20 protein-coding genes are annotated in these 17,613 nt (G+C 62.2%); 7 read left to right on the forward strand and 13 right to left on the reverse strand.

Features of this window, described 5'->3' with window-relative positions; genetic code table 11:
- Window positions 1-5: 5 nt before the first annotated feature.
- Window positions 6-989 carry a tRNA dihydrouridine(20/20a) synthase DusA gene (dusA, locus tag V7N12_RS10085; protein ID WP_333714415.1) on the forward strand — a complete coding sequence of 328 codons (984 nt, stop codon included), beginning with the start codon at window positions 6-8 and terminating at the stop codon, window positions 987-989.
- 31 nt (window positions 990-1,020) lie between these two features.
- On the opposite strand, the gene V7N12_RS10090 is transcribed toward dusA, so the two are convergent.
- From V7N12_RS10090 to V7N12_RS10115, 6 genes are all read right to left on the reverse strand, one after another.
- On the reverse strand, window positions 1,021-1,995 hold the full coding sequence (locus V7N12_RS10090) for a 2-dehydropantoate 2-reductase (protein WP_333714397.1): 975 nt from the start codon (window positions 1,993-1,995) through the stop codon (window positions 1,021-1,023).
- A gap of 10 nt (window positions 1,996-2,005) precedes the next feature.
- Complete coding sequence (locus V7N12_RS10095) at window positions 2,006-3,517, reverse strand: acyl--CoA ligase (protein ID WP_333714398.1); 1,512 nt, start codon at window positions 3,515-3,517, stop codon at window positions 2,006-2,008.
- A gap of 66 nt (window positions 3,518-3,583) precedes the next feature.
- Entirely contained in the window at window positions 3,584-5,095 is a 1,512-nt protein-coding gene (locus tag V7N12_RS10100) for a tripartite tricarboxylate transporter permease (RefSeq protein WP_333714399.1), read from the reverse strand.
- Window positions 5,096-5,120: 25 nt separating this feature from the next.
- Window positions 5,121-5,624: a tripartite tricarboxylate transporter TctB family protein gene (locus V7N12_RS10105; protein WP_333714400.1), complete on the reverse strand. Its 504-nt coding sequence runs from the start codon at window positions 5,622-5,624 to the stop codon at window positions 5,121-5,123.
- A 27-nt stretch (window positions 5,625-5,651) separates the two neighbouring features.
- Window positions 5,652-6,623 carry a Bug family tripartite tricarboxylate transporter substrate binding protein gene (locus tag V7N12_RS10110; protein ID WP_333714401.1) on the reverse strand — a complete coding sequence of 324 codons (972 nt, stop codon included), beginning with the start codon at window positions 6,621-6,623 and terminating at the stop codon, window positions 5,652-5,654.
- A 125-nt stretch (window positions 6,624-6,748) separates the two neighbouring features.
- Complete coding sequence (locus V7N12_RS10115; protein WP_333714402.1) at window positions 6,749-7,600, reverse strand: universal stress protein; 852 nt, start codon at window positions 7,598-7,600, stop codon at window positions 6,749-6,751.
- Between the two features lie 437 nt (window positions 7,601-8,037).
- On the opposite strand from V7N12_RS10115, the gene V7N12_RS10120 reads away from it, so the two are divergent.
- A complete protein-coding gene (locus V7N12_RS10120; protein ID WP_333714403.1) occupies window positions 8,038-8,856 on the forward strand; it encodes a sulfite exporter TauE/SafE family protein in 819 nt (272 codons plus the stop codon).
- Entirely contained in the window at window positions 8,850-9,587 is a 738-nt protein-coding gene (locus V7N12_RS10125) for a hypothetical protein (RefSeq protein WP_333714404.1), read from the forward strand. Before V7N12_RS10120 ends, V7N12_RS10125 begins: the two co-directional genes overlap by 7 nt.
- Here V7N12_RS10125 and V7N12_RS10130 read toward each other — a convergent pair whose 3' ends face one another.
- Window positions 9,588-10,250, reverse strand: coding sequence for a helix-turn-helix transcriptional regulator (locus V7N12_RS10130; protein WP_333714405.1), 663 nt, complete (start codon window positions 10,248-10,250; stop codon window positions 9,588-9,590).
- Between the two features lie 207 nt (window positions 10,251-10,457).
- Here V7N12_RS10130 and V7N12_RS10135 point away from each other — a divergent pair, with 207 nt between their 5' ends.
- From V7N12_RS10135 to V7N12_RS10150, 4 genes are read left to right on the forward strand one after another with little or no spacing between them, the layout of a single operon-like run.
- The gene (locus V7N12_RS10135; RefSeq protein ID WP_333714406.1) at window positions 10,458-10,670 is read left to right on the forward strand and encodes a twin-arginine translocase TatA/TatE family subunit; all 213 of its coding nucleotides are present in this window, start codon (window positions 10,458-10,460) and stop codon (window positions 10,668-10,670) included.
- 35 nt (window positions 10,671-10,705) lie between these two features.
- Window positions 10,706-11,158 carry a Sec-independent protein translocase protein TatB gene (tatB, locus tag V7N12_RS10140; RefSeq protein ID WP_333714407.1) on the forward strand — a complete coding sequence of 151 codons (453 nt, stop codon included), beginning with the start codon at window positions 10,706-10,708 and terminating at the stop codon, window positions 11,156-11,158.
- On the forward strand, window positions 11,155-12,135 hold the full coding sequence (tatC, locus tag V7N12_RS10145) for a twin-arginine translocase subunit TatC (RefSeq protein ID WP_333714408.1): 981 nt from the start codon (window positions 11,155-11,157) through the stop codon (window positions 12,133-12,135). Before tatB ends, tatC begins: the two co-directional genes overlap by 4 nt.
- On the forward strand, window positions 12,132-12,974 hold the full coding sequence (locus V7N12_RS10150; RefSeq protein ID WP_333714409.1) for an ATP-binding protein: 843 nt from the start codon (window positions 12,132-12,134) through the stop codon (window positions 12,972-12,974). The genes tatC and V7N12_RS10150 overlap by 4 nt, the downstream gene beginning before the upstream one ends.
- Here V7N12_RS10150 and V7N12_RS10155 read toward each other — a convergent pair whose 3' ends face one another.
- From V7N12_RS10155 to V7N12_RS10180, 6 genes are all read right to left on the reverse strand, one after another.
- On the reverse strand, window positions 12,975-14,153 hold the full coding sequence (locus V7N12_RS10155) for a M23 family metallopeptidase (protein WP_333714410.1): 1,179 nt from the start codon (window positions 14,151-14,153) through the stop codon (window positions 12,975-12,977).
- 62 nt (window positions 14,154-14,215) lie between these two features.
- Window positions 14,216-14,857 carry a protein-L-isoaspartate(D-aspartate) O-methyltransferase gene (locus V7N12_RS10160; protein ID WP_333714411.1) on the reverse strand — a complete coding sequence of 214 codons (642 nt, stop codon included), beginning with the start codon at window positions 14,855-14,857 and terminating at the stop codon, window positions 14,216-14,218.
- On the reverse strand, window positions 14,854-15,639 hold the full coding sequence (gene surE, locus V7N12_RS10165) for a 5'/3'-nucleotidase SurE (protein ID WP_333714412.1): 786 nt from the start codon (window positions 15,637-15,639) through the stop codon (window positions 14,854-14,856). The genes V7N12_RS10160 and surE overlap by 4 nt, the downstream gene beginning before the upstream one ends.
- 124 nt (window positions 15,640-15,763) lie before the next feature.
- Window positions 15,764-16,414, reverse strand: a complete 651-nt coding sequence (locus V7N12_RS10170) for an SDR family NAD(P)-dependent oxidoreductase (protein ID WP_333714413.1) — start codon at window positions 16,412-16,414, stop codon at window positions 15,764-15,766.
- Window positions 16,415-16,453: 39 nt separating this feature from the next.
- Window positions 16,454-16,702, reverse strand: coding sequence for a hypothetical protein (locus tag V7N12_RS10175; RefSeq protein ID WP_333714414.1), 249 nt, complete (start codon window positions 16,700-16,702; stop codon window positions 16,454-16,456).
- A gap of 185 nt (window positions 16,703-16,887) precedes the next feature.
- The coding region (locus V7N12_RS10180) for an amidophosphoribosyltransferase (RefSeq protein ID WP_443089956.1) at window positions 16,888-17,613 on the reverse strand (726 nt) is incomplete at its 5' end.

A 17,613-nucleotide genomic window follows, 5' to 3' on the forward strand; every position in this document is an offset into this window, starting at 1 on the left:
TGCAAATAAATCAACATGCTAGATTATCCTGCGCGCCGATGATGGACTGGACCGATCGGCACTGCCGCTATCTGCACCGGCTGATGTCGCGTCACACGCTGCTTTATACCGAGATGGTCACGGCGCCTGCGGTGATCCATGGTGATCGCGCGCGGCTTTTGGGGTTCGATCCGGCAGAGCAACCGGTGGCGATACAGTTGGGCGGGTCGGATCCGGCGCAACTTGCAGAGGCGGCGCGCATCGCTGAAGGTTTCGGCTATCAAGAGATCAACCTCAACTGCGGCTGCCCGTCCGACCGCGTGCAGTCCGGCAGTTTCGGGGCCGTTCTGATGGAAACACCCGATGTTGTTGCGGACTGTGTCGCGGCCATGATCGGGGCGGTCTCTGTGCCGGTGACAGTCAAATGCAGGATCGGTGTCGATGATCAGGACCCCGCGCAGGTGCTGCCGGACTTCCTTGCGCGTGTCTCGGCAGCGGGGGTTGACCGGTTTGCCATCCACGCCCGCAAGGCTTGGCTGCAAGGGCTGAGTCCCAAGGAAAACCGCGATATCCCGCCGCTCGATTACGATTTGGTCATGGAAATGAAAGGGCTGTTTCCCCATCTTCATCTGTCCGTCAATGGCGGCATCAACGCGCTGGACGAGGCGGCGGATTTCCTGCGCAAAGGGATGGACGGGGTGATGATCGGGCGCGCGGCCTATCATACGCCTGCCGATATCCTGCTGGATGCGGATGCGCGGATGTTCGGCGATCCTTCCACCAAGCGCTCGGCCGAAGAGGTCGTTCATATGATGTTGCCCTATATCGACGGTCACTTGCGGCAGGGTGGCAAGCTTGGGCAGATTACCCGTCACATGCTGGGCATGTTTCAGGGTCGCCCGGGCGCGCGTGGCTGGCGGCGCCATCTGTCGGAAAACGCCCATGTGGATGGGGCAGGGACCGCGACTGTTCTTGCCGCCCTGGACCATGTGACGCAACAAGCGGCCTGACGACTGGAACCGAGCCGGACACCCGCCTCGATCAATACAGACCTGCCACCTTGCCCCGCAATGCGACCAGCGCGAGCACCGTATCGATTGTCGGGGTCGCCGTGTCGGTCACCCGTCCCAATTCCTGAACGGATCTGACCAGCGCGTCGATCTCCATCGGGCGTCCCTGATCGAGGTCCTGCAGCATCGACGTTCTATGCGCACCGACATCAGCGCCGCCCTGAATGCGGCGGTCGACGTCGATCGGGAACTTCACGCCCAGCTTCTCGGCGATTTCCTGCGCTTCGAGCATCATGTTGCGCGCGACCTCGCGCGTTCCGGTATCGGTGCACAGCACATCGAGTGTGGCATGGGTCAGCGCCGAGATCGGGTTGAACGACAGGTTGCCCCAAAGCTTGACCCAGATCTCGTCGCGGATCTTGGGCCGGACCGGTGCCTTGAGACCGGCGGCACCCAATGCCTGTGACAAGGCGAGCGCCCGGTCGGACTTGGACCCGTCTGGTTCGCCAAGCGAAAAGCGGTTGCCTTCGATGTGTTTGACAACGCCCGGCGCGATCACTTCGGCCGCCGGATAGACCACGCAGCCGAGCACGCGGTCAGGACCGAAGCCATCCCATTGGGCATTGCCGGGGTCCACGCTTTCCAGTCGGGTCCCCTCGAGCGGTCCTTCGACCTTGTGAAAATACCACCACGGGACACCATTCACGCCAGAGACGATCGTTGTGCTGTCCCCGATCAACGCTTGCATCTTGGGCACCACGGGCGGGACGGAATGCGCCTTGAGCGTGACGATCACATAGTCCTGCGGGCCGAGGTCGGCTGCCTTGTCCGAGGCGGTCACCTTGACAGTGGTCTCGCGGTCTTCCTCGATCAGGCGCAGGCCGTTGGTGCGCATCGCCTCCAGATGCGGGCCGCGCGCGACGAGGCTGACATCCGCACCGGCCTCGGCCAGTTTTGCACCCATGTATCCGCCGATCGCACCGGCGCCGAAAATACAGATCTTCATTGCGGTCTCCTCAGCCCAGTCCGAGTTTCTCGGCAAGGCCGATCCGCTGGAGCTTGCCTGTCGCCCCTTTGGGAATTTCATCCAGTATCAATATCTTGCGCGGCACTTTGAAGGCGGCAAGCTGTTGACTGGCGAAATCGCGGATGTCGCGGTCAGTGGCGGACTGGCCCTCTTTGAGGACCACGGCGGCGCCGACCTCTTCGCCCAGCTTGTCGTGCGGGATCGCGAAGGTCACGCATTGCGCCACGGCCGGATGGTCGGACAGGACACCATCGACTTCGAGCGGGCTGATCTTTTCGCCGCCGCGGTTGATGATTTCCTTCAGGCGGCCGGTCAGCGACAGATAGCCATCGGCGTCGAAGGCGCCCTGATCGCCGGTGCGGAACCAGCGCTTGCCATTGGCCTCGAAAAAGTTCTTTTCGTTTGCTTCGGGATTGCCTTCGTAGCCGGGTGTCACGTTGGGGCCCGAAATCGCAATCTCGCCGACGCCGTCGATCAGGCGGTTTTCGACCTCATGCGCGATGCGGACCTCGGGGCCGGCGGGCAGGCCGACAGCACCGGGTTTCTGGCGACCGGGTTCGATGGGGTTGCAGCACATCTGGTGGGCGGCCTCGGTCATGCCGTAGGCCTCGACCACAGGCGCACCGAAGGTTTCGGCCAGTTGGGTCATGACCGGACCGGGCAATGACGATGACGAAGTCCGCAGAAAGCGCAGCCGCGCCTTCTTGATGATATCGGCGTTGCGCCCTGCGCGCGCGAGGATCGCCTGATGCATGGTCGGCACGGCGGTGTACCATGTCGGATCGACCTCATCGAGCCAGCCAAAGAACTTCAGCGCATCAAAGCCCGGGGCGCAGCTGATCGAGGCACCGGCCGACAGCGAGGCGCTGACAGCCGCGACAAGGCCATGAATATGGAAGAGCGGCATGACGTTCAGGCAACGGTCGTCCGCCGTCAACGCCAGCGAGTCGCGGATGTGAACGGCCGATGCCGCGACATTCGACTGCAAGAGCGGCACGATCTTGGGACGCGATGTTGTGCCGGATGTGTGCAGGATCAATGCGATGTCATCCGCTGTCGGCGTCGAATCCGCGACCGGATCCGTCGTCGTGGTGGAAAGCGTGAAGCTGCCCGCAGGCTCTGTCGCGGTCAGCGCAAGGACGACCAGCCCAAAGCGATTGGCCGCGGCAAGGGCAGGGCCGTCATAGCCTGCCTCGACGATGATGGCGCGCGCCTTGAGGTCTTCGAGATAGAAGGCGAATTCGTCTTCCTTGTAGGCGGGGTTCAAGGGGGCCGTCGTCGCTGACTGGGCAACGGTGATGAAGGCGGCGGCCATTTCCGGCCCATTGGGCAGGACGATGGCCACGCGGTCGCTTGCACCGATGCCCGCGGCGCGCAATGCCTTTCGGACGTTCTCGGACAGGGTCTTGAGATCGCCATAGGTCATCCAGTCACGTCCGGGCGCGCCAATGGCATCGGATGCGTCAGGGTGACGCTGGATCAGGTCTGCAATTGTTTGCATCTTGTCTCTCACATGTCTTTGTTGGTTGCGCGCGGAGGACCCGCAGGTCCTGTCATAATGTGATCTTCAGCTTTCCGCCACCGCGCGTCTGCGGCGCAACAGCTTGAACGCGGGAAGCAGGATCAGAACGATGGCGATGATCGTGATCGGCCCTGCGATGGGCCGCGTGAAGAAGATCGCCGGATCACCTGATGACAACAGCAGCGACTGGCGCAGCGTCGGTTCGGCAATCGGACCCAGCACGATCGCCAGCACGGCAGGGGCCAGCGGATAGTCGAACTTGCGCATGAAAAAGGCGGCGATACCGAAGATCACGATCAGCCAAAGGTCGTGCATGCTGCGCGATGCCGCGAAACCTCCGACGATGGAGAGCACGAAGATCATCGGCGCAAGGATCGTGAAGGGCATCCGCAACATCCAGACGAAAAGCGGGATGAACGACAGGTTGATCAGGACCGCCACCACATTTGAAACATAAAAGGACCCGATCAGCCCCCAGACCAGCTCGCTTTCGTCCACGAAAAGGCGCGGTCCCGGGGTCAGCCCCCAGATCACCATGCCGCCCAGCAGGATCGCGGTGGTGGGCGAGCCGGGAATACCCAGCGTCAGCATCGGCAGCATCGCACCGGTCGAAGCAGAGTTGTTGGCCGCCTCGGGTGCCGCGACACCGTCAGGCGAGCCCTTGCCGTATTCTTCCGGCCTGCGCGAAACCATCTTGGCCACGCCATAGGACATCAGCGATCCCGGCGTCGCACCGGCAGCGGGCAGGACGCCGACAAAGAAGCCCAGCAGGGACCCGATCCATGTGCCTTTCCAGCCGCGCCGGACCGCCTCGCGCGTGTCCGAGACCAGACCCTTGAAGGTCATTCTGGGATTGGTCGTCGTGATCTCGCCGCGGGTCTGCTCGATCGTCCAGAGCATTTCACCGATGCCGTAGACACCGATCGCCAGAACGATAAAGCCGATCCCCCGCAAAAAGCCGGAGATGTCGAAAAGCACCAGCCGTGGCTCGCCTGAAATCGTGTCGAAGCCCACGGTGGCAAGCACCAGTCCAAAGCAGATCGAAAAGACGGTCTTGGGAATGTCGTCGCCGCCAAGGCCGATGAAGGTTGCAAAGGCCAGCAGCATCAGCGCGAAAATCTCGGGCGGGCCGAAATTGAGCGCGACACTGGCCAGGACGGGGGCGAAGAGGCTGAAGAAGATCGTCGCCACCGTGCCGCCGACGAAAGAGGCCAAAGCAGCCGTCACCAGCGCCAGACTGGCACGGCCCTGCAAGGCAAGCGGTCGCCCGTCGAAGGTGGTTGCAACCGCCGTGGACGCGCCGGGGATGCCCAGTGTGATCGAGGATATCGCCCCGCCATACATCGCCCCGTAATAGATCGCCGCAAGAAAGATGATCGCCGATGTGGGCGGGACCAGAAAGGTGATCGGCAAGAGGATCGCCACGCCGTTCACCGATCCCAGCCCCGGCATGGCCCCGATGAAAAGCCCGACCGTGACGCCGATCACGATCAACATCAGGTTGATCGGTTCCAGCGCGGTCAGGATGCCGCTTCCGAGAAATGTCAAAACTTCCATTTGGGATTACTTTGCTTTGCCAGGGTCAGTAGATGATGTCGTACATCAGATCGAAGAAAGGCTGCGTAAAGCGCATGCCCTGCGGCATCGAGATCTGCATCGCGCCTTCGAAGAAGAAGAAAAGCGCAATCGGCGTGCCGATGGAGATCACAAGCACCAGCGGCCAGGAATGTCGCCCGAGAAACCGCAGGTAGTAGACCAGAAAGAGCGCAACCGCCCCATACATGGACACCACCGAGATCAGCGCGACAAAGCCGATGATACCGCCCGCGACTAGGATGATCGTGCGCCATCCGAAGCTGTCCATCAGCGGCTCGTCCGACACGGCGGCGGGGGATGTCCCCCGCCACCAGTTCCATGCAATCGCAACGCAGCTCAGAAGCATCCCGCACGACAGCCAGAAGGGCCAGAAGCCGCCGCCCGGGCCTTGTCCGCGAATATAGCCGATGGGAAGTTCGGTACTCTTCCACATCAGATAAAGCGAAAAGAGGGCAAGCAGCCCTGCAAGCGTGATCTCACCTTGGCGCATGACTGCCCCCTTTTCTATGGTTTCGCGTCAACCGCCGATTTCGGCCAGAAGCTGGCGATGGTTGGCAACCTGGGTTGCCCAATAGGCGCGGGTTTCGGCCTCATCCATGGGCAGTGGCGCCATGCTTTCGGAGACAAGATAATCCTGCCACTGAGCGCTTTCGTAAACCTGCCCGAAGAGTGCGCGGTAGTAGGCTGCCGCCTCGTCCGACATGCCTGGGGCACCGACGATGGCACGCTGGTTGTAGTACGAGAAGTCGTGGCCCAGTTCCTTCATCGTGGGGATATCGGGGAAGGTATCCATCCGTTCGTCCGAGAACTGCAAGAGCGGGACGACATCGCCGGCCTCGTAGAAACCCTTGACTTCGGACGGATTGTTCACGGTCGCCATGATCTGCTGACCGGCAAGGTCACGCGCCACGGCACCGCCGCCGTCATAGGGAATGTATTTGACGTCCAGATCAAAGGCCCCGGACATGAACGCAATGACGATCGAGTCCTCCTGCCCGGTCCCGGTGCCGCCCATCACATATTCGCCGTCCATCTCGCGGACCTTCGCAAGGAATTCGTCGAAAGTGGTAATGCCCGACTCGCGATGGACCCAGAGCACGAAGGGATCGACGCCCATCATCGTGATCGGTGTGAAGGTCTCGACATCGATGCCAAGACCCTCTTGGCGGATCGGCGTGGTGTAGAACGAGTTGAGCGTCACCATGATGGTGTGGTCGGGATCACGCGCGTCCTTGAGATGCAGCAGGGCCTCGGCACCAGAGCCGCCGCCACGGTTCGTCGGGATCAGTGGTCGGTTGGACATGTCGTTGGCCTCGACGACCGATTGGACGAAGCGCGCGATCTGGTCAGCGCCGCCACCGGGTCCGGCCATGATCGTAAAGTCGATCGGGCGTGTGGGTTCCCAGCCCTGCGCAAAGGCCGACATCGGCAAAGCGGCGAGCGACCCGCAAAGCGCAAACTGCAACATGGTTCTCTTGGTGAATGTCATCGGTGGTACTCCCAGTTGTTTTGACCATAATTTATTGACGTTCAGGTTGCGCAAACGGCGCTGATTTCGTTACACGGCAAGCGAACCTCGCATTGCATCGGCCGTCGCCGGGGAAACTGTCCCGGTCAGTGCGCCATCAGAATTGGCATGATGGTTTGGTCCACGATTCGCTCGGTGTTGCCACCGAAGAGCATCTCTGTTTCATGGCTGTGACTGAATGCACCGATCACAAGCAGGCTGGCGCCTATACTATTACAGGTTGTAAGCAGACCCGTGGCAGGGTCCTTGTTTTCGAAACGCACTATCTCTGCGGAAATGCCCCGCAATGAGTAATAGGCTAGCAGATCATCCGCCGTCGGGCTATGCGGTTCTGCTTTGCCGCCCGTTAGAATACTGACCTTTTCGGCCGCAGCGACGATATCCAGCGAGGACGCAACCGCGCGCGCGGCAGGCAGGGACCCGTTCCAGCCGATGGCGACATGTCGGCCAAAGGTGTCGTCCGGCTTCAACTCTGGCGGGCATATCAGCGTCGGCCGTCCAGCGCTGAAGAGTGCCGATTTCAGCGAGCTTTGGCCGAGGTTGCGTTCGCGTTGCGGTTTGGGAAGCACGATGAGGTCAGACAGGCGGCCTGCGTGTTTGACGACATCCGCCATGCGTCCGGGTTCCTCGGCAAAGGTGCAGGTGACAAGACCGTCCGCGCTTTCGCCGTCATGCAACCCGTATTCCCTCGCCAGACGGCGCAGGATGCCGCGAAGGTGGTCCTCTTGCCTGTTGGCGAGTTCGACGGCCTGCTCCATCATGACCTTGCGGGCAAAGTCGTTCAGCGGGATCCCCTGCGGCATCAGATCTTTCGCCTGTGCGCGGCAGTGCACGACATTGACGATCGCACCGTGCCGCTTGGCAAGGACAGCGGCATGGGCAAGGACGGTCGCGACCATACCGTCTCCACGCACGGGAACGAGGATCGATTTAATCATGTCAATTTGTCCTCAGACTTCCCCACAGGGCCGCAAGGCGACCATCCCCCCGACCGCACCGCAAGGTTTCTTTGTTCCTTATGGCACGACTGACAAGCAATAACATTGCGCGAAAAAAAATTACTTCAAGAAATAATCTTGAGAAAGTTTGTTTCTGCACGATTTCCTCAAGGTTCCTATGCCTCTGCTATCAAAGTATTTTTTCGCATCCCAAGGTATACTGGAATTTTGCGCTCGGGCTGGCCCCCAATTCGCCGGGATCTGGCGCAAGGTGCGATTCTCTGGGCGGTCACGAGATCGGCAGCGAACCCTGGGCAACCAGGGATGCTTTTGCGCGTTCGTCGGGGCGTCACTTGTCACCTGATGGCAATTGCGGCAGATCGTCCGGTGGGACGTTGAGCAAGCGCGCTTGCTGTGGTGGGCTGAAAGGGATTGGAATGGACGACATGGGATTGCTGGCCGCGATGGCCGCGTTCTTTCTGGCCGTCGGGGCCTTTGCAGGTGTGCTGGCGGGCCTCTTGGGTGTCGGAGGCGGCATCGTTCTGGTGCCTGCCTTGCTTTATGTCTTCACGGCCTTGGGGTTCGACAGCCCGCAGGTGATGCAGCTTTGTATCGCAACCTCTTTGGCAACCATCGTCGTGACCTCGCTGCGCTCGCTTGCGGCGCATCACAGGACAGGTGCCGTGGACTGGGACATTCTCAAGTCGTGGTCCATCGGCATCGCGCTGGGTGCCCTTTTGGGGGTGCTAGTCGCCGCCTCGCTGCGCTCGGACCTGCTTTTGCTGATTTTTGGCGTTCTGGCGGTTCTTGTCGGACTTTACATGACGCTGGGCACAGCCGGCTGGCGCATTGCCCCAGTGATGCCGACAGGGCTCTTGCGGGCCATTCTGTCGCCTGCCGTGGGATTTCTGTCGTCGTTGATGGGGATCGGGGGCGGATCGTTCGGGGTGCCGCTGATGACCCTATACAACGTGCCGATCCATCGCGCGGTTGCGACCGCCGCCGGATTTGGTCTCGTCATCGCCGTGCCTTCGGTGATCGGCTTCATGATGGTCGACATCGCCGTCGCACCGCCGTTTACCATTGGTGCAGTCAATCTGCTTGCCTTCGGCCTGATCGTGACAACGACACTCTTGACCTCACCATGGGGTGCGGCTTTGGCGCATCGGCTGGACGCTGGCGCGCTGAGGCGGACCTTCGGGGTCTTCCTGACCCTTGTGGCGTTGAACATGCTGCGCAAGGCGCTGGGATGGTGACGCGGGCGCTTGCCGAGGATGGTTTCGTCGTCTTCGACCCGAACGCCGAGACCTTGGCTTGGGCCGAGGCCGCCCATCAAGCCGCCTTGACGGTGCTTGCCGGAGGCGGCGAGCGGCGCCATGGCGAGACGTGGTTCGTGGGTGTCGATGCCTTGCCGAACGCCAGTGACGGCAGCGTCAGCGGGGTGCCGCTGCGGGGGCCATTTCTGGAGCATATCAAGCAGCCCGACAGCTGGCATGCCGCCCAGTTGTCAGTTGTCTTCCCCGGCTATCCGCGACAGGACGCGGACGAAAGCGATGCAGCCCACCGCTATCGCTTGCACCGCGATGCGGCCCATGTCGACGGGTTGTTGCCGGAAGGACCCCAAAAGCGTCGCCACCTGCGCGAACCGCACGGGTTCATTCTGGGGCTTGCGTTGAATGACTGCGCAGCCAGTCCGCTCGTCGTCTGGAAAGGCAGTCATCGCCTGATGCAAGAAGGCTTTGCGCGGGCTTTCGCCGGCCTTGCGCCCGCGGTCTGGGGCGATGTCGACGTCACCGAGATCTATCAAGAGACCCGCCGCAAGGTCTTCGACACCTGCGAAAGGGTCGCGGTTCATGCAGCACCCGGGCAGGCGATCCTGCTGGACCGGCACCTTCTGCACGGTGTCGCCCCATGGGGGGCCGTCGCGGGTCAAATGCGCATGGTCGCCTACTTCCGCCCGATCATCTGCTATGCCGACTGGTTGTGATCAGGGGCGCTTGCGGAGGTTGTAGTCCTTCAGCGATTTTCCGTCCTCGTCCACAAAGAGACTGGGCAGCACCCGCAAGCGCTTGATCTGATCGACGCGCAGGTCGTCGAAATCGCGGGTTGCCTCGCACCAGACGACACAGGTCCAAAGCCGCCCCCAATAGTCAAGTTGCAGGGGCCTGACGATGCGGTTCTGGCCCTCGATCTCGACCTCCAGCTTCTGGCGGGTCCGCATCGCCTGGCGCAGCACCGGCAGGTGCTGAAAGCCGCGCGCCGCATCGGCAAAGGGGTAGATCGCAAAGCCGCTGCCCTGCGGCGCGCGGCTGCGGTCTTCGGGGGTGACGGCATCGAGTTTGGCAAGCAGCGCCTTGGCCGCACCCGACAGTTCGGTGTCGTCGCTTGCGCCGACAGCCATGAGACCGATGTGCAGCGCCTCCATCTCGGTCATGGTCAGGTTCAGCGGGGGCAGGGTGATCGCGGCGGTGACGCGGTAACCGATCCCCCGCTCGCCCTCGATCGGGACGCCAGAGGCGGCAAGGGTTTCCATGTCGCGGTAAATGCTGCGCAACGAGACATCGGTGGCCGCCGCAAGATCGGCGGCCTTGTGCAGCGTCCCGTCCCGCAGGATCTGGACAAGCTTCATCAGTCGGTCGGCGCGGCGCATGTGATTCCCCCTTTGCGTTCACTCATATTTTGCCAGTTTTCTGGCAACTGACAATTTTGTGTCATAAAAAGTGAAAAACCCATGAAAAAAAGGGGCTTCGATACGCCTGATTTCTACTTTCCTGCTTTCCAAAGCGCCTTTGCGGCCCTATTTGCCTAGGTAGTCATTGGAAACCCGCGCGGGTGCGACCCGCAATAGGAGAGAGAGATGCTCAACAATATTGGTCTTCCCGGTCTGCTTTTGATCGCTGTCGTCGTGCTGGTCTTGTTCGGACGCGGCAAGATTTCCAGCCTGATGGGCGAAGTCGGCAAAGGTATCACGGCCTTCAAGAAAGGCGTGGATGACGGCAAGAAAGAACTCGAGGATGGCATGGCCGAGGCCAAGGATGTCACCCCCGAAGAAGAAAAAGACAAAGCCTGATTTCCTGCACTCACAATAGCTAAGGACAGTCCCCGATGTTTGGTCTCGGCGCAGGCGAAATGATGGTGATCGGCATCGTGGCCCTGATCGTGATCGGGCCAAAGGACCTGCCGGGACTGTTCCGCACGATGGGTCAGTTTACCGGCAAGGCCCGGATGATGGCGCGCGAGTTCAGCCGCGCCATGGATCAGGCGGCCAATGAATCCGGCGTCAAGGATATCTCGAAGTCGATCAGTGCTGCCGCCAATCCGACCAAGTTCGGCACCGACAAGCTGAAGGAAGCGACCGGCATGACCAAGGGCCCTGCCACGCAGGCCCTGTCGGAAGAACGTCAGGCCGCCAAGGAAAAGATGAGCAAGGCGATGGCCGAGGCGGCCCTGAAGCGTCAGTCGAAAGAAGCCGAGGAAGCCGCCTCTGTCGGGGCTGACGCCGATGCGCCCCTGCCGGCCGAGGCAAGCGACGCCCCCGAACCCGAGAAAAGATCATGAGCACCCAAGACGAGATCGAAGACAGCTCTGCCCCGCTGATCGAGCATCTGGCCGAGTTGCGCACGCGGCTGATCTACTCGGTCATGGCGTTTCTTGTCGCCATGATCATCTGTTTCAGTTTCGGAAGCCAGTTGCTGGATTTCCTGCTGGGGCCGATCGAAAAGACGATGCGGGACCTCGGCAACCCGAACCCCGTGATGCAATACACCGCCCCGCAGGAATATTTCTTTACCCTGATCCGGATTTCGGTCGTCGGCGGGCTGGCGCTGGCATTTCCTGTCATCGCCTACCAGATGTGGCGCTTTGTAGCGCCCGGCCTTTATCGCAAGGAAAAGGACGCCTTTCTGCCCTTCATCATCGCCTCGCCGGCGCTTTTCATTCTGGGTGCTTCATTCGCCCATTATATCGTGGTGCCGCTTGCGATGGCCTTCTTTCTCGGCTTCGCGGATCTGCCGTCCTTTGTGACCGCGATCATGGCGGATGCCGTCCCGACGCCGCCGGGGGCCGGGCTGTTGCCATCCGCGGGCGGCGAAACTCTGACCTTGCCGCCGACACTGGCCCCCCAGACCGACAGCGGCGTGGATATCGTTTTCAATGGCAAGGTGAACGAGACACTCGATATCACGCTGAAGATGATCGTGGCCTTCGGGCTGTGCTTTCAACTGCCCGTTCTGCTGACCCTGATGGGGTCGGCGGGACTTGCAAGTTCGCGCGGGCTGCGCGGCACGCGCAAATACGCTGTTGTGGGCATTCTGGTGGTCGCGGCCCTTGTGACCCCGCCTGATGTGGTGACGCAGATCATCCTCTTTGTGGTGGTTTTCGGACTTTATGAAATCTCGATCCATCTGGTCGCGGCGGTCGAGCGCAAGAAGGACCGTCAGGCCCGTGCGGATGGGGTGATCGGCGAGAACGAAAGCCTGTTCGATATCGACGATGATCTGGATGTCGAAGAGCCCGGCCAAGGGTCGAAATCGTGAGCGACAAGGAATTGCGCCGGATCGCAGACGCGCTGGAACGTCTGCGTCCTGCACCGCAGCCTGCGCCCGCGTTCGCGGAAGCCTCGGCCTTTGTCTGGCATACCGACCCCGACAGGTTAGAGCCGGTCGCAAAGGTCAACCGCGTGGATGTCGGCCTTTTGGTCGGCGTGGATCGGTCGCGTGATACGCTCTTGGCCAATACGCGCCAGTTCGCGGCTGGTCTGCCTGCGAACAATGCGCTTCTCTGGGGTGCGCGGGGCATGGGAAAATCCAGCCTTGTCAAGGCGGTGCATGGCGCCGTTCATGCGGATTATCCCGCGCTCAAGATCGTGGAGGTCCAGCGCGAGGATCTTCCAAGCATCGGGCGCTGCCTGAACCTGCTGCGCGGGGCCTCGGCGCGGTTCATCATGTTTTGCGACGACCTGTCCTTCGGCCATGACGACGCGCATTACAAGTCGCTGAAGGCGGTGCTGGATGGCGGGATCGAGGGGCGGCCCGACAATGTCGTGCTTTATGCCACATCGAACCGCCGCCATCTGATGCCGCGCGACATGATCGAAAATGAACGTTCATCCGCGATCTCCCCGTCCGAGGCGGTCGAGGAAAAAGTCTCGCTCTCTGACCGTTTCGGCCTTTGGCTGGGGTTCCATCCCTGCGATCAGGATGAATATCTGCGCATGATCCGTGGCTATTGCGATGCTTATGGCGTTGCGATCGACGACGCGACACTTCGCGCCGAAGCCATCGAATGGCAGGCGACGCGCGGCAGCCGGTCGGGCCGTGTGGCCTGGCAGTATTTCACCGATCTTGCTGGCCGCAAGGGCGTGACCCTGTCCTGATCAGGGCAGGTAGTCTGTCGGATCGAGGCTCTGCAAGCCACGCCGCACCTCGAAATGCAGGAAGCTTGGATTGCCCGCGCGGACCTTGGCGATCACCTGACCCTGGCTGACGCTGTCATCTTTCGAGACGGCAAGATCGGTCAATTGCGTGTAGACCGTCAGCAGCCCGTCATTGTGGCGGATGACTACGATACCGCCCCCGCTGGTGTCGGTGGTCACGGCGGCAACGGTCCCTGACCCTGCCGCACGCACTTCCGCCCCGGCTGCCGCGCTGATGTCGATACCCTCGTTCGAACCCGGGGCATAGGCCCGGATGATCGACCCCTGCAACGGCATGGCAAAGCGCGCGCTGCTGGTGGCAGGTGCGGGTGTTCCCAGATCAGGGGCCGCCGGGGCAGTGGTGGTGGAGGCCGCCGCAGGCGCGGTCGCTGATGATGCCTCCGGCAATGGTGTCGCGGCACTTGGCGGCACCGGCGTCTGGGTGCCTGCACCGGGTGCCGAGACCCGCGCAGGGGGCGTGGCACCAGCTTGCGGGATCAGAAGGTACTGGTTTTCGCGGATGGTGAATTCAGAATCGAGCCCATTCCATTCCGCAATTGCCGTCACCGGCACGTTATACAGCCGCGAGATCGAGAAGACGGTCTCACCGCGCTGGACCTGGTGGCGGATCGGCTCGGTGCCGCGCTGTGCATTGGGGGTGGGCGCGGGCGCCGGTTGTGCGGCGGCGGCGGGGGCAGGATTGGCATCTGCGCGGTCAAGCGCGCTTGTGGCAATGGCTGTCACATCAAGCGGCTGGATCGGACCGGTGCTGATCGCGCCTGTCGCGGGCGAGGGTTCGGCCACACGGGCGGGCAGGGCCACGATCTCGCCCTGTCGCAGGATCACGTCAGGGGCGATGCCGTTGAAATCGGCAAGTGCCTGCGCATCGAGGCCAAGACGGATCGCGATCCCGCGGATCGTGTCGTTCTGGCGGGCGACGACAACCTGATAGTTCGGGTAAGAGATCACGCCCCGGTCATCCGGGCGTGGCCGGTCCGGCAGCGACTGGACGGCGTCGCTTGTATCGAAGCCGTTCCCGAGACCGCGCAGGTCCACGTCGAAGTCGGAACAGGCACTCAGCGCCACGACCGCGGCACCCGTCATCATCATGCGCTTGATTGGCCTCTGCCCGATCGCCATCCTACCGCTCCTTTTTTGCCAAGCCACCCCTTGCGGCGGGGCACTCTTGTTTTGCAGCGAGTTTACTCTTCTCCAAGCCCTTCAAGCAAGGGCACAAACCGGACGCTGCGTAATTCATCATAGTCAAAGCCCTCTGCGGTGCGCTGCACGCGGATCAGGCTTTGCACCGCATCGGACTGCCCCACGGGCAAGACCATGATCCCGCCCACCTTGAGTTGCGCCAAAAGGGGGCCCGGCGGGTCCTCGGCGGCGGCGGTGACCAGAATGCGGTCGAAGGGGGCCTGTTCGGCGAAGCCGTGGCTGCCGTCGGCGGTGAAGGTGGTGATATTGGTGATGTCGTTTGCCTCGAACACGGCGCGGGCGGCCTGCACAAGGCGACGGTAGCGGTCGACGGTATAGACCCGCCGGGCCAACTTGCTGAGGATCGCCGCCTGATAGCCCGAGCCGGTCCCGATTTCGAGCACCTTGTCGCGCGGGGTGACTTGCAGGGCCTGCGTCATCAGGCCCACAACCGAAGGCTGGCTGATCGTCTGGCCGCAGGCAATCGGCAGCGGCATGTCGTCATAGGCGCGGTCCGCAAAGGTGCCACGGACATAGTGGGCGCGATCGACCTGTTCCATCGCGGTCAGCACGCGCGCGTCCGTCACGCCCTTGCTGCGCAAGGCGTAAAGAAACTGCATCTTGGTTTCCGCGTCGAAGGTCAAGAAAGGATGCCCTTGAGGCGTGCCACCATCGCATAGTCGGTCAGGTCGGCCCGCATTGGGGTGATCGAGATATAGCCGTCAAGATTGGCTGCGGCGTCTGTGCCGGGGGCTGTCGGTTCATGTTGCGGGCCGCCGCGCACCCAAAGAAACTGGCGCCCATTGGGCGAGGTCTGCGCCTCGGCACGAAAGCGCGTGTTCAGGCGAAAGCCTTGGGTCGTGGCTTGCAGGCCCTTGACCTGTTCAGCGGGGACGGGGGGAAAGTTCACGTTATAGAAGGGCTGGTAGTCTTCCTTGTCCCACAGGCTGTCATCCATCAGCGCACGTATTGTCACCGCGCCATGCTTGGCCGCTGCCTCGAAGGGATTGGCCAGATCGGCGTTCTCGGGCCCGTAGAACTGCGACAGCGCAATCGAAGGGACACCTTGCAGGGCGGCCTCGATACAGGCGCCGACCGTGCCGGAATAGAGGGTGTTCTCGGCGGCGTTGTTGCCGCGATTGACACCCGACAGGATCAGGTCGGGCGGCGCATCCTTCATGACGTGATAGAGACCCGCAATCACGCAATCGGCCGGAGACCCCTCGGCGGCAAAGCGGCGCGGGCCAAGTTCGGCGATCATCGTGGGGTGGGTATAGCTGATGCAGTGACCGACGCCCGATTGCTCGAATGCGGGTGCGACCGTCCAGACTTCGCCATTCGCCCCCGCGATCTCATGGGCGATGTCGCTCAGGACCTGCAGACCAGGTGCATTGATCCCGTCGTCGTTGGTGATGAGAATGCGCATGAAGCCCCCTTTTGCCATCTGGCTTGTTCCTAGGGCAGGGATCGCAGAGCGGCAAGCACATGGGCGCGCGCAGACAGACAAACGGGGTGCGCCTGCAACGGTTTTCTGGGGTGATCGGGTCCCGCTAGCCGCGCGGGTCGAGGATCGCGGGCAGCAGGCGCGCCGCTTCCTGTGTCGTGCCGGTCAGCTGTGTCCGGTCCTCGCCGGGATAAAACCGCGCACGGGTGCTGGTGGGCATCGGCGCAGGGTGCAGGATGCTGACCTTGGGCCCTGTCTTCACGCTCTCGGCGTGCCAACTGCGGGCAAGGGCGATCTGGGCCGCCTTGCTGGCACCATAGGCGCCGAAAAACTGTTCGCCGCCGCGCGCATCATCGAAGAAGACGGCGTGCCCCTTTGCGCCCAAGAGCGGGCTGACATAGGAAATAAGTCGCGATGTCGCTTCGACGTTGACCTGAAATGACTTGGCAAAATCTTTCGCCCCGATGTGCCCGGCAGGCGCAAGCGGGGCCGCATGGACTGCCGTATGCACCCAGAGATCAAGCTTGCCCCAGCGGTCAAAGATACCGCGGCAAAGTTGCTGCATCGCTGCGTCGACGGTGATGTCCATGGGCGCAAGCGTCGCCTGACCGCCTGCCGCCTGAATGGCGTCATCCAGCTCTTCCAGCGCGCCGACCGTCTTGGCGACAGCGACGACATGATGGGTCGGGGCAAGCGCGCGGGCAAGCGCGGCCCCGAGGCCACGGGATGCGCCGGTGATCAGGGCAATCTGTGTCATGGCTGCCTCATGTGCCGAACTGCGGCAGAGGTCAAGTGCCTAGCCTTGCGGGATTGCCAGCGCTTCGGTCTGTCCCTGCCGGTTGGTCAGGATCACGCTGTCGTCGCCGATCGCCGTGATCATCATGCCGAACACCTCTTCCCCGACAAGAACGCGGGCAATCTCGCCACGCTCTGACCGGATCAGGGCGGCCAGACCGTCATGGGCCTGCATCACGCCCAGCACCTGCAATGTCTGCATGTCGAGAACGTCTTGTTGCGTGGCAGCCGCCGCTGCAACGTCATTCACTGTTTCTGCCATTGATTTACTGCGCCGATTGTTTTGGCGGGCTTATGTCAGAGCAGCACGGCAGAGTGAAGCGCTCTTGTTGCAGAAGATCGCCCTACACGCGCTTGTGACCCTGCCGCATCCACAGCGACGCAACAGTGGTGCAGGGCGGCTGAAATGGCCAAGCGGCGCTGGAGGCCGCCGGTCTATTCTGCAGCGACGCGCGCCTGAAAACCCTGCTCGATCATGTCCGAGGGGGCGACGGGATATTCGCCCGAGAAACAGGCGTCACAATAGGCGGGCGCCTTGGGGTCACGCCCCTTGGCTTCGCCCACCGCGCGGTAAAGCCCGTCGAGCGTGATGAACCGCAGGCTGTCGACACCCAGATGCGCGCGCATCTCGTCTTCGGACATGGTCGCGGCAAGCAGTTTTTCCCGCTGCGGCGTGTCCACGCCATAAAAGCAGGGCCAGGCCGTCGGTGGCGAGGCGATGCGGAAGTGCACCTCGGCCGCGCCGGCATCGAGGATCATCTCCTTGATCTTGCGGCTGGTTGTCCCGCGCACGACGCTGTCATCCACAAGGATCACCCGCTTGCCCTTGATCAGCGCCCGATTGACGTTCAGCTTCAGGCGCACGCCCATGTTGCGGATCTGCTCGGTCGGCTCGATGAAGGTGCGGCCCATGTATTGGTTGCGGATGATCCCCATCGCGTAGGGAATGCCCGATTGCAGCGAATAGCCGATCGCCGCAGGTGTGCCGCTATCGGGCACAGGGCAGACCAGATCGGCCTCGACGGGCGCTTCCTTGGCCAGTTCGCGTCCGATCGCCTCGCGGGTCTCATAGACGGAACGGCCGCCCACGATGCTGTCGGGGCGGCTGAAGTAGACATGTTCGAAAATGCAGAAACGGGCGCAGTTCGGGCGGAAGGGAAA

Origin of the sequence: Yoonia sp. (genome assembly GCF_036770585.1) — a bacterium.
Classification (GTDB): Bacteria; Pseudomonadota; Alphaproteobacteria; order Rhodobacterales; family Rhodobacteraceae; genus Yoonia.